We start from the raw sequence: 12,646 nt of genomic DNA, 5'->3' as shown, positions 1-12,646 counted from the left end.
GTTGCGCTCAGCGTGAATCAATCACGCATATGCGACAAACCGGATGCGCTGCGGCAGTGTGGTTCTCAGAAGGCGCGGCAGGAGCGGATATCGAAGGCCAGGATCGCCTTGGCGCCGAGTTCGGCGAGTTGGTCCATGACCTCGTTGCCCTGTTTGCGCGGGACCATGGCGCGGATCGCGACCCAGTTCGGGTCGGCCAGCGGGGATACCGTGGGCGATTCGAGGCCGGGGGTGATCTTGACCGCCTCGTCGAGCAGTTCCTTCGGGCAGTCGTAGTCCAGCATGATGTACTGCTGGCCGAAGACGACGCCCTGGACGCGGGCGATGAGCTGGTTGCGGACCCGTTCCCTCGGATCGGAGCCGGTGCGCTCGATGAGCACGCCCTCCGAATCGCACAGCGTCTCGCCGAAGGCGACCAGATTGTGCTGGCGCAGCGTGCGGCCCGAACCGACCACATCGGCGATGGCATCGGCCACACCGAGCTGGATGGAGATCTCCACCGCGCCGTCGAGGCGGATCACCTCGGCCTCGATACCGCGCCGCCGCAAGTCACCGAGCACCAGGTTCGGGTAGGACGTGGCGATGCGCTTGTCGTAGAGGTCCTCGACCTTCCATTCGCGCCCGGCCGGGGCGGCGTAGCGGAAGGTGGAGCGGCCGAAGCCCAGCGAAAGCCGTTCCTGGACCGGTGCACCGGAATCCAGGGCCAGATCGCGGCCGGTGATGCCGAGGTCGAGCTCACCGGAGCCGACGTAGATGGCGATGTCCTTGGGTCGCAGGAAGAAGAATTCGACCTGGTTGGCCGGATCGAGGACGGTCAGGTCGCGGGCGTCGGTGCGCTTGCGGTAACCGGCCTCGGCGAGGATCGAGGTGGCCGATTCGGACAGGGCGCCTTTATTGGGGACTGCTACACGCAGCATGGGAACGGGTCCTTTCGGAGAGGAGAAACTTCGGATCGACGCGCCGTCACAGATGTCGGTACACGTCTTCGAGCTTCAATCCACGGCCGACCATCAGCACCTGGACCCAGTAGAGCAGTTGCGAGATCTCCTCGGCGAGCGCTTCGTCGCCCTCGTGCTCGGCGGCCAGCCAGATTTCCCCGGCCTCCTCGAGCACCTTCTTACCCTGGAAATGCACGCCCGCGTCCAATGCCGCCACGGTTCCGGACCCCTCGGGGCGGGTGACCGCACGATCTTGCAGCTCGGCGAACAGGGTTTCGAAGTTCTTCACGGTGAGCCATTGTTTCAGACGGGTATGCGGGGCCGTTGCTCCGGCCCACCGGCCCCGTATCCCGTTGATCCGTGCTCACCCGCACCAGCCCGACAGCCGCACCCATTGTCGGGCGTCGCACCCTCTGTAGGTGCCTACAGAGGGTGCGACGCCCAGACGTGATGCGGGAACTCCGGGTGTATCAGGATCCGGAGAGCAGGGCCTCCAGGTCGGCGACGGCGGTCCTCAGATGATCCGCGAAGGCGTACATCTCGTCGGCGACCGGCGTGGGCGTGGCCAGGTAGAGGTTCCACCGATCCGGCAGCAGGACATAGGCGACGCCGATGCACTTCGGGCTGGTCGATCCGAAACCGAAGTAGCGGATATTGACCGACGGAGCCGAACTGGTGCTCAGGTAGTCGTCGCGCATGATCGTCCAGCCGGGACTGGTGTAGAGCGGGATCGGGTCGGTGACGCCGAGTTCCGCGCCGCGCCGCCGCTGGATCCACTCCAGCTCCCACAGATGCTGTTCGGGCGCGTCACCCTGCTGGCACTGCTTGGCCCGTTCGACGTGCGCGCCCGCAGCGGTCCGCGCGGCCACGAGCCGCTCGGCCGGAGCGACCGCCGGATCCTGCATGGCATCGACGAAGGCCACCATCTCCGGCGTCACGACCCGCATCGCTTCGGTGCGCCCGTTGCGGTACTGCCTGGTCGCGATGGACTCATAGGTGGCCCCGGTCAGACCTTTGCTGCGCCGATGCGCCAGCTGATAACTCAGCTGCGCGAACGCGTCCGGCGAGATGCCCAACTGCTTGGCCCGACCCGTACCGAAATCGAAAGACACTGTCGTGGTGGCGTTCTCGGCCGCGTACCGGGCGAATGCCGAACCCGCGGCGGCGATATCGGCCCGCTGCGCCGCGTCGAGCACGAACTCGATCGGCTCCACCGCGGGCAGACCCTGCGGCTGTGCCCCGGACCGACTCGCGTGCTCGGCGGCGGGGGTCTGCAGCAGCGTGTCCACGAAGGACAGGATGGTGGTGCCGTCGAGTCCGCAGTGCTCGACATTGATGCCGGCCTGCCCGTCACCGAAGACGATGAACGACACCGCCTTGTCGAACCAGCGGTTGGCGCTGTCGCCGTGCAGCAGCTGATCGCAGGCCTGCAGTTCGTCGCGCGGCGTGAAGTCCTCCAGGCACAGACAGAACAGCGCGGTCTCGATAGCGTCCAACGCCGCGACGTTCGCGGGTTCGGCGCGCAATCCCTGTCTACTGGCCGCCCATTCGGCCCTGGCCTTGGTGGTCAGGTGCCCGACGGCGGTTTCGGTGCGGGCCGAGCGCGCACCGGCCTTGAGCACCGCGCGCAGCCCGTCGGCGAGATCATCGTGCGAATATGGCGCACCGTCCGGGCCGATGACATCCATCCGGAACATGCTGCCGCGGAAGAACACCACGATATGCCTGGCATCGGAATGGCCCGGCCATTCGTCGCTGTAGGGCACCCGCACGGAATCCTGCGGCACTCCCGGAATCCGGGTCTCGGAGAACAGGTACTTGTTCTGCCACATCGACAGCTGCTGCCCACGCTGGGTGACCGGCGCGATGGCCTCGATATCGAGCGCCAGCTTGTAATCGACCGCCGCCGCGACGATTCCGGCCGCGCGGTCCACCTGGGTCGCTTCGGTGGAGGTGGCCAGTGGGGTGTCGTCGCGGAAGAGGAAGAAGAAGTTGGCGTTCAACGCGATGCGATCGCGCCGGCCCAGATAGCGCGAGGGCCAGAACAGGTCCAGCCAGCTGCCGACGCCGGGGGTCGCGTCGTATTCGGCAAGTGCCGCGTGCAGTTTCCGGCCGGGGCCGTCGGCGCTCAGCAGATCGGCGACAGCAGCCTCGGTAGCGGCGAATTCGTCGGCGGTCAGCAGTGGTGCGCACCACTGCAGCAACCGCTCGCCGCTGTCCTCCAGCGTCGGCAGGGGCACCCGGGGCAGGTGGTCGTCGGCGGCGAAGGTGCGTTCGGTCAATGCGGGTCCTCGGGGTCGGCGTGGTTCTGGAGCGGTCGCGAGATATACAGGTTGGCGAGCAGCCAGCCCGTGCTTTCCTGGCCTTCGGTGTCGATACCGTTGGCGGCCAAGGTATTCAGCACCTGGGTGCGTTCACTGTCGGAGGCGAATCTACGTTGTTCGAACACCCCGGGGGCTCGCTCGGTGTGGTAACCGAGCGCGGCCAGTTCCGCGGCGATCGGTTCGAAACTGAACATGCGTAGCACAAAGTGTGCCATCCACGGCCGCCGACGCGGATGCGCCAGTGCCACGCGTTTGACGGTCTTCTCGGTGACGTAGCCGATACAGCCGGTCGAGATGACGATATCCGCGGCCGCCAGCGTACGGCGTTGCGCATCGGTCGGGTCGCCGGCCTCGAGATCGGCGTGCACGGTGTCGTGCAGGAATCCGGCTTCCCGCGCGTAGGCGAGCGCGGGTCGGGCGGCGTCCATGCCGATGAAGCGAACGCCGGTGAACTGGTCGCGCGCGGCCACGAGGCCCCGGTCGCGCGCGATGAGTGCGGCGTGGTCGGCATCCGCGCCGACCCGGTAGTGGTCGGCCAGATCGCTGATTGTGGTGTCGAGGCGCAGCAGTGCCGCATTCACGCCGTAGGAGCAGCCGATATCGAGGACGGTCGGGGAATCGACGCGCGCGCGGGCGCGGTATTCCCGAATCTGTTGCTGGAAGAACGGTTTGGCCAGTTCCGGTATGCGATAGTCCAATTCGGACATCCGGGCGTAGTATTCGCGTGGATCGGGACGGTCGTAGATATTGTCGAAGGAAGCTTTCCCGGTCGTATGCAACGGCGCTGGCATATCGTCCCTCTCAGTCGAGCAACCGATCGCCACGGACGGCGTCGGCCGCGGCGGTTAGGTGATCGGGTAGCACTCGTCCGAACAGCTGACGAGTGCGTTCCACGGTGCCGATGACACCGGGCCGATCGGTATAGGCGAAGATCGCCGAATGCCTTGCCGTGCCGCCCTCGACCGGTGATACGCGGTGCAGTGAGAAGCGGCCCTGGAACAACTGCAGGTCGCCGGGTCGCAGCTCGAGGCGCTGGACGAGGCGCGCACCGGAACCGGTGAGCACATCGCGCACGTCATCGAGATGCTCGGCGTGGGGTGAGCGGATATTCGGGCAGTACTCGAAGATTCCACCGGCCGCGGCGGGCTGGGTCAACATACTGACGGTGAATTCGTTGGTGTCGAAGTGCCAGGGGTGCGACATTCCGGGGGACACTACGTTCAGACACAGTCCGGCCAGCGGATCGGCGAATTCGTGCAGCTCGGCCAGTCCGAAACAGTCCGCGACGAAGCGTTGGAACACCGTGCTGGTGTAGAGCCGATGGATCAGCGCCGCAGGCGAAATGCGATCGCGCGGGACGAACGCGTTGCCGCGTTCCAGCACGATGCGGCCCGGATGATCGTCCGGCAGTTCGGTATCCAACGGAATGTTGTAGGCGTTGACCCGTTCGACTTTGTAATGCGCGTCCGGTGCCATCGCCTCGCCCTGCGCGCGCAGAGTCTCGATCAGCTCTGGGCGGATGAACTCCCGCAGCACGGTGCAGCCGCTCGCGGCCAGCTCGGCCCGCGCCCGCGCCACCGCCTGCTGCCACCCGGCACCGTTCGGATCCCCCAGCGGATACCGTGCCGAATCGACGATCTCGTCCAGGACACCCGTCGCCGCCATGGCGTAATTTTGGTGGGCGCGGCCGACGACACGCCCGGGATTCGAGAAAGTTGCCGGTGACTACGGTCACACCTACCAGCAGCGCGCACTTGCGTTGCGGCACAGTAACTCTCGCTATGCCGAGGTCGGGTGTGTCGGCGCACAACCGGACGGACCGAATGATCATGATCCGTCCCGAACACACCCCGGCGCCGCGCAGTGCGACGCTCAACCACGAACGCGCAGAGCATCTTCCAGATCTTCGAGGGTCAAACCCTCCAACGATTCTCGGAATACCCGCCCTGGCGCGTCGGAAACCGGTATCTCACACGGGATCACGATCACCGCACAGCCCGCCGCGGTGGCCGCGGCCGCGCCGGTGGGCGAATCCTCCAATGCCACACAGTCTCGCGGGTCGACGCCGAGCAGTTCGGCGGCGCGCAGATAGATGTCCGGCTCGGGCTTGCCGTGCTCGACCTCGTCACCGCAGACCGACACGTCGAAAAAGTCGCGGCCGAGGGTATCCAGACCCAATTCTGTAAGCGACCGCTTGGTATTGGTGACCAACGCGGTCGCGAGGCCTGCGGTGCGCACCAGCGACAGCGCGTCCTTCGCACCGGGACGCCACGGAATCGGACCCGCCATCAACTCGGTGATCCGCCGATCGATGAATTCGCCCGCGGCCCGCACCGTCTCGGGCGTCGGCTCGATGCCGAGGCCGTCGAAGATGAGCCGCAGCGCGTTCGGCCCCGACGCGCCGATCAGCGCGTGCCGCAACTCCGCGCTCATCTCGTGGCCATGAGCGCGTGCCAGTTCGCGCACGCCGATATCCCACAGCTTCTCCGAATCGAGCAGCGTGCCGTCCATATCCCACAGCACACCGGCAAGTATCGCCGTCACTCGATCCGTCTCCTCTGTCTATAGACCCGAAGCGGCGATCAGCAATCGCCCGTTGTCCGACGCGACCTGGATCCAACGGTTCTCCGAGGAGGTCGAGCCGCTCTTCAGGCTATAGGTCAGCGAAACGACCGCCCGGTTCTCACCGCTCGATGTGACGGCCCCCACGCTCACCGAACGGACCGTGGACCAGAACTGCGAGTAGGACCCGAAGCCACCGGTCTGGGCCTGATAGGCGGGCGTGAGCTGGGACCATGCGCCTTGGGCGTTGCCGGGCAGCATGCCGTAGTAGCCGTAGACGAATTGGGAGATCCGGTCGGCGGTGGCGGGGCCGGACGGGGTGGTGGTGGTCGTGGGCGGCGCGGAGGTCGACGGCTTGGCCGACGTGGTCGGCGTCGGCGTGCTGCTCGGCGGTGTGGTCGTCGGCGGTGTCTGCGGCTCCGGCTGCCCCGGTTCGATCGCGATCGGCGACTGCGGTGCGTTGTTCTCGGGGTTGTTCACCGCGGGTGCGGACGTCGCGGAGCCGACCGCGGTGCTGTCCGAGTTGTCGTTCTTCAGCGATGACGCGATCACCGCCACCAGGACGAGCACCGCCACCGCCGCGACCGCGGCCACCGCGATCAACCTGCCGCGACTCTGCTCGCCACCACCGCCACCGCCGGGCAGGGTGCCGCCGGACTTCGGTGGGGCGGGCGGCGGCGCGACGGTGACGGCCGGTGCCGCGGCGCCGACCATCCCGGCGGCATTCGCTGAATTCCCCGCGGTTCTCGACTTGTTCAAGATCGTTGTCGCGCCCGCGTCGGAGTCGGGCACGGCACCTGGCGCGGGCATCACCTTCGTCACCGCGGGCGTGGTCGCCAGCGCCGGCGTGCGGCCCGCCGCAACGGCTTCCAGCGCCGCCTTGGCCTCACGCATATTCGGCCGGCCGTCGATCGACGCGGCCAGCAGCCGCATCAGCACCGGGCCCAGCTCTCCGGCATGTCGTGGCGGCGGCACCTGGGCGCGGGCCGCCGCGTGCAGCACCGCCAGGGCGTTGTCACCCTCACCGAACGGCGGGGTGCCCTCGACCGCCGCGTAGAGCGTCGATCCGAGTGCGAAGACATCCGAGGCCGGTTCGGGGTTCTCGCCGCGCGCCACCTCCGGCGCGAGGTAGGCGGGGGTACCCGCCAGGAATCCGGTCGCGGTGACGGTCACGTCGCCGACGGCGCGCGAGATGCCGAAGTCGGTGATCTTGACCGTACCGTCGTCGGCGACCAGCAGATTCGCGGGTTTCACATCTCGGTGCATGATGCCGGCGTCGTGCGCGGCGGCCAGCGCGCCCGCGGCCTGGGCGCCGATGCGGGCCACCTCGGTCGGGGCCAGGGTCCGCTTGCCGGACAGCTTCGCCGCCAGACTCGGCGCGTCCATGTACTCCATGACCAGCCACGGCTGACCGTCCTCTTCGGCGACATCGAAGACGGTGATGGCATTCGGGTGATGCAGTCGCGCCGCGATGCGCCCCTCGCGCATGGCGCGCAGTTTGGCCTCCAGTGCCTGCGATCGGGAAAGTCCCGGTCCCAGGATCAACTGTTTCACCGCAACCGTGCGTCGCAGCCGAACGTCGGTGGCCCGCCACACGACACCCATGGCACCCGTGCCGATCGGATCCGTGAGCCGATACCGTCCAGCGATCAACCGGTCCGCCGTCATCGTGTTGTACCCCTCCTGCTTGCTCGCCGAGTCATCCCGCACTCCGCGCGTAAGCGGAAATCTTTCGAAAATGCTACGCGCTGAAGTGCTTTGCACCCGAATTGCCGCAGAATGTTCGCATCCGCGACTGCCCCGGATGCAGTACCAACAGTTCCGACTTTGTCATACCGGACCGACATCCATCCACCGCCACGCGGACCGGATGGCGATACCCCAGGTCAGGCGCGCGCGGCTGCCGGGAAACACCCGCGCGTCGCGGCCCCTCGTGTCGCCGCGCGATCGCTTCCGGCGCAATTGATCACACATATCACGAGGTAATCAAGGCCATGTCGGATCCGAAACCCAGCCGTCCGAGCCGAGATCGCTGCGGCGAGAATCACAACGTCCGCACCGGTCCGATACGAGCTCGCAGATACCAACAGACCGGTCGGCATTGTTTGGGCCGACCTGGCAATGCCCGCACGGCTCACGCATGAGCTCGTGCGGCCACCGTTGGTCAGGCGCTGAAGTACTTCGCTTCCGGATGCAGCAGGACGAAGGCATCCGTGGACTGTTCCGGATGCAGCTGTAGCTCCTCGGACAGGACGACGCCGACGCGATCGGCCTCCAGCAGATCCACCAACTTCGCACGATCGTCCAGGTCCGGACAGGCACCGTAGCCGAAGGAGTACCGCGCGCCGCGGTAGCCGAGTTTGAAGTAGTCCAGCACGTCCGTGGGATCGGAGTCGGCGACCGAATGCCCTTCCAGCACGAGCTCTTCGCGGATGCGGCGGTGCCAGTATTCGGCGAGCGCCTCGGTGAGCTGGACGCCGATGCCATGCACCTCGAGGTAGTCGCGGTAGTTGTCGGCCGCGAACAGTTCATTGGCGAAGTCGGCGATCGGCTGGCCCATGGTGACCAGCTGGAACGGCAGCACATCGACCTGGCCGGTCTCGCGGGCACGTTCGCGCGACCGGATGAAGTCGGCGATGCAGAGGAAACGGTCGCGCTGCTGGCGCGGGAAGGTGAACCGGTGGCGCTGCGGCGCATCTGGATTCGGCTCGGTCAGCACGATGACGTCGTCGCCCTCGGAGACCGCCGGGAAATACCCGTACACCAGCGCCGCGTGCTGCAACACCCCCTCGGTCGACAGCCGGTCCAGCCAATAACGCAGCCGCGGACGCCCCTCGGTCTCCACCAGCTCCTCGTAGCTGGGTCCCTCGCCGCCACGCTGACCGCGCAGCCCCCACTGTCCGAGGAACAGCGCACGCTCATCGAGCAGCCCCGAATACTCCTGCAGCGAAACGCCTTTCACCACCCGTGTACCCCAGAACGGCGGCACCGCGACCGGCAGATCGGCCGCCACATCGGAGCGGGCGGGCACCTCGATCGGCACCTCCACCGCCTTGCGCTGTTCGGCGATCCGCTTGGAGCGCTCGTGGCGCGCCTTGCGTTCGGCCGCCTTCTCGCGTTCGGCGATCGCCTCCGGGCTGTCCGGATCGACACCGCCGCCGCGCTTGCGGGTCATGATCTGGTCCATCAGGTGTAGGCCCTCGAAGGCGTCGCGCGCGTAGTGCACGTCGCCGTGGTAGACCTCGGTGAGATCGTTCTCGACGTAGGCGCGGGTCAGCGCGGCCCCGCCGAGCAGGACCGGGTACTGGTCGGCGACGCCCTTGGTATTGAGCTCCTCCAGGTTCTCCTTCATCACCACGGTCGACTTCACCAGCAGGCCGGACATGCCGATCACATCGGCCTTCTTGTCGACGGCCGCGTCCAGGATGGTCGCGATCGGCTGTTTGATGCCGAGGTTGACGACCTCGTAGCCATTATTGGACAGGATGATGTCGACCAGGTTCTTGCCGATATCGTGCACGTCGCCCTTGACGGTCGCCAGCACGATACGGCCCTTGCCGCTGTCGTCGGTGGCCTCCATATGCGGCTCCAGGTAGGCCACCGCGGCCTTCATCGCCTCGGCCGACTGCAGTACGAACGGCAGCTGCATCTGACCGGAGCCGAACAGCTCGCCGACCGTCTTCATGCCCGACAGCAGCGTTTCATTGATGATCCGCAGCGGCGGCACCTCGGCCATCGCGGCGTCGAGATCGGCCTCCATACCGGCCTTCTCACCGTCGACGATCCGGCGCTCCAGGCGCTCGAACAGCGGCAGCGCGGCCATTTCCTCGGCGCGCGAGGCCCGCGACGACGATGCCGACACCCCCTCGAACAGCGACATCAGCGTCTGCAGCGGGTCGTAGTCCGCACTGCGGCGGTCGTAGACCAGATCCAGCGCCGTCTCGCGGTGCTCCTGCGGAATGCGCGCGATCGGCAGGATCTTGGAGGCGTGCACGATCGCGGAATCCAGTCCGGCCTGGACGCATTCGTGCATGAACACCGAATTCAGCACCTGGCGCGCGGCCGGGTTCAGGCCGAAGGAGATATTCGACAGGCCGAGGGTGGTCTGCACGTCCGGATGCTTCTGTTTGAGCAGCCGGATCGCCTCGATGGTCTCGATGCCGTCGCGCCGCGACTCCTCCTGGCCGGTGCCGAGGGTGAAGGTCAGCGTATCGATGATGATGTCGCTCTCCAGCAGACCCCAGTTGCCGGTGATGTCGGCGATGAGCCGCTCGGCGATCTCCACCTTCTTCTCGGCGGTGCGGGCCTGGCCCTCCTCATCGATGGTCAGCGCGACCACCGCGGCGCCGTGCTCGGCGACCAGTTTCATCGTCTGCTGGAACCGCGATTCGGGGCCGTCGCCGTCCTCGTAGTTCACCGAGTTGACCGCGCAGCGACCACCCAGATGCTCCAAACCGGCCTGCAGGACCGGGGTTTCGGTGGAGTCGAGCATGATCGGCAGCGTCGAGGCGGTCGCCAGCCTGCTGGCCAGGGCCTGCATATCCCTGGTGCCGTCGCGCCCGACGTAGTCCACACACAGGTCGAGCATGTGCGCGCCGTCGCGGGTCTGGTCCTTGGCGATGTCCAGGCACTTCTGCCAGTCCTCGGCGAGCATGGCATCGCGGAATGCCTTGGAACCGTTGGCATTCGTGCGCTCGCCGATCATCAGGACGGAGGCGTCCTGTTCGAACGGCACCGCCGTGTACATGCTCGACACGCTCGGCTCGTGCACCGGTTCGCGGCGCGCGTCCAGCGGCGGCAGCGTCGGCTCCACCTCGCGTACCGCCGCCGTGACCTGCCGGATGTGCTCGGGCGTGGTGCCACAGCAGCCGCCGACCAGCGCGAGCCCGAACTCGGAGACGAAGCCACGCAAAGCGATCGCCAGTTCCTCGGGTGAGAGCGGGTACTCCGCGCCATTCGCGCCGAGCACCGGCAGACCGGCGTTGGGCATCACCGAAACCGGAACCGTCGCATGCCTGGACAGATGACGCAGATGCTCGCTCATCTCGTCCGGCCCGGTGGCGCAGTTCAACCCGATCATATCGATGCCGAGCGGCTCCAGCGCGGTGAGCGCCGCGCCGATCTCGCTACCGACCAGCATGGTGCCGGTGGTCTCCACGGTGACGTGAGTGATGATCGGAATCCGACGACCGAGCTGGGCCATCGCACGCTGGCTGCCGGTCACCGCCGCCTTGACCTGCAGCAGGTCCTGGCAGGTTTCGATCAGGATGGCATCCGCGCCCGCGTCGAGCATGCCGAGCGCCGACTCGGTGTAGGCGTCGCGCAGCGCGGTATAGGGGGCATGACCCAGCGTCGGCAGTTTCGTGCCCGGCCCCATCGAACCGAGCACATAGCGCGGGGTGCCGTCGGCGCTCGGACCCATCTCGTCGGCGACCTCGCGGGCCAGGCGAGTGCCGCGCTCGGACAGATCGCGAATCCGGTCGGCGATGTCGTAGTCGGCGAGGTTCGGCAGATTGCAGCCGAAGGTATTGGTCTCGACCGCGTCCGCACCGGCCGCGAAGTACGCGCGATGAATACTGCGCAGCACGTCCGGGCGGGTGTCGTTGAGAATTTCGTTGCAGCCCTCCAGACCCCGGAAGTCATCCAGGGTCAGATCCGCCGCCTGTAACATCGTGCCCATCGCACCGTCGCCGATGACGACACGCCGACGGAGCGTGTCGAGAAGCGTGGTATCGAACTCGGCGGGGATGGACGCAGACATGTGATCAAGCGTAGTGGGCGGGTGAGACACCCTTGGCCACCATGTCGGTGTGATGGTCCACACCTACTCAGACAGGTGAAATCGAGGTGCCGCGCCGACCGCTACAAATTCAACACACCGTGGTCTTACGCCGTAGGCTGACCGGGGTGAACTCCAGTGAATCTCCGGTGTCACCCGAGCCGGAACTGCCGACATTGCGCGATCCCGTGCTGGTCGCCGCCTTCGAAGGCTGGAACGACGCGGGTGATGCGGCTAGCGGTGCCGTCGAGCATCTGGAACTGATCTGGGATGCCGAGCCGCTGGCCGAACTCGACTCCGAGGACTACTACGACTACCAGGTCAACCGTCCGACGGTACGTCAGGTCGACGGTGTGACCAGGGAAATCCAGTGGCCCGCCACCATGCTCTCGGTCTGCTCGCCGCCCGGCAGCGACCGCGACATCGTGCTGCTGCGCGGTATCGAACCCAATATGCGCTGGCGCAGCTTCTGCGCTGATCTGCTCGAGTTCATCGAACAGCTGGGCGTGCAGACCGTCGTCATTCTGGGCGCGCTGCTCGCCGACACCCCGCACACCCGCCCGGTGCCGGTCACCGGATCGGCGTACAGCAAGGAAGCCGCGGAGCGGTTCAACCTGGAGCAGACCCGCTACGAGGGGCCGACCGGGATCACCGGTGTACTGCAGGATCAGTGTGTGAAAGCGGGCGTGCCCGCGGTGTCCTTCTGGGCCGCGGTCCCCCATTATGTCTCGCAGCCGCCGAATCCGAAGGCGACGATCGCGCTGCTGCACCGCGTCGAGGATGTGCTCGATATCGAGGTGCCACTCGGTGAGCTGCCCAAGCAGGCCGAGGACTGGGAGAACGCCGTCAACGAGATGACCGTCGGCGACGACGAGATCAGCGAGTATGTGCGCTCACTCGAGGAGCGTGGCGACGCGGCCGTCGATCTGAACGACGCGATGGCCAAGATCGACGGTGACGCGATCGCCGCCGAATTCGAAAAGTACCTGCGCAGGCGCGGTCCGGGTAGCTTCGGACTGTAATCCGTTCGAGCCGCTGCGGTT

The 12,646-nt window shown here is 66.8% G+C and carries 9 protein-coding genes; 1 reads left to right on the top strand and 8 read right to left on the bottom strand.

What is annotated here, in order from left to right; all coding sequences use genetic code 11:
* Window positions 1-65: 65 nt before the first annotated feature.
* The 8 genes from hisG to metH all read right to left on the bottom strand — a co-directional run bounded on the left by hisG (window position 66) and on the right by metH (window position 11,585).
* The gene (hisG, locus tag OG874_RS09665; RefSeq protein WP_330254775.1) at window positions 66-917 is read right to left on the bottom strand and encodes an ATP phosphoribosyltransferase; all 852 of its coding nucleotides are present in this window, start codon (window positions 915-917) and stop codon (window positions 66-68) included.
* Between the two features lie 46 nt (window positions 918-963).
* A complete protein-coding gene (locus tag OG874_RS09660; RefSeq protein ID WP_174415078.1) occupies window positions 964-1,245 on the bottom strand; it encodes a phosphoribosyl-ATP diphosphatase in 282 nt (93 codons plus the stop codon).
* Between the two features lie 163 nt (window positions 1,246-1,408).
* Complete coding sequence (locus OG874_RS09655; RefSeq protein ID WP_330254774.1) at window positions 1,409-3,220, bottom strand: choline/carnitine O-acyltransferase; 1,812 nt, start codon at window positions 3,218-3,220, stop codon at window positions 1,409-1,411.
* Window positions 3,217-4,053 carry a class I SAM-dependent methyltransferase gene (locus tag OG874_RS09650; protein WP_330254773.1) on the bottom strand — a complete coding sequence of 279 codons (837 nt, stop codon included), beginning with the start codon at window positions 4,051-4,053 and terminating at the stop codon, window positions 3,217-3,219. Before OG874_RS09650 ends, OG874_RS09655 begins: the two co-directional genes overlap by 4 nt.
* A 10-nt stretch (window positions 4,054-4,063) precedes the next feature.
* A complete protein-coding gene (locus OG874_RS09645) occupies window positions 4,064-4,927 on the bottom strand; it encodes a HalD/BesD family halogenase (protein ID WP_330254772.1) in 864 nt (287 codons plus the stop codon).
* A 207-nt stretch (window positions 4,928-5,134) separates the two neighbouring features.
* Window positions 5,135-5,806, bottom strand: coding sequence for an HAD family hydrolase (locus tag OG874_RS09640; RefSeq protein WP_330254771.1), 672 nt, complete (start codon window positions 5,804-5,806; stop codon window positions 5,135-5,137).
* 18 nt (window positions 5,807-5,824) lie between these two features.
* A complete protein-coding gene (locus OG874_RS09635; protein WP_330254770.1) occupies window positions 5,825-7,492 on the bottom strand; it encodes a serine/threonine-protein kinase in 1,668 nt (555 codons plus the stop codon).
* Between the two features lie 496 nt (window positions 7,493-7,988).
* Complete coding sequence (gene metH, locus OG874_RS09630; protein WP_330254769.1) at window positions 7,989-11,585, bottom strand: methionine synthase; 3,597 nt, start codon at window positions 11,583-11,585, stop codon at window positions 7,989-7,991.
* Between the two features lie 137 nt (window positions 11,586-11,722).
* On the opposite strand from metH, the gene OG874_RS09625 reads away from it, so the two are divergent.
* Window positions 11,723-12,625: a PAC2 family protein gene (locus tag OG874_RS09625; RefSeq protein WP_442943389.1), complete on the top strand. Its 903-nt coding sequence runs from the start codon at window positions 11,723-11,725 to the stop codon at window positions 12,623-12,625.
* Window positions 12,626-12,646: the final 21 nt, after the last annotated feature.

The organism is Nocardia sp. NBC_00565 (genome assembly GCF_036345915.1).
GTDB lineage: Bacteria > Actinomycetota > Actinomycetes > Mycobacteriales > Mycobacteriaceae > Nocardia.
The sequence above is the reverse complement of the archived record's forward strand: the minus strand, read 5'-3'. Positions and strand labels throughout refer to the sequence as shown.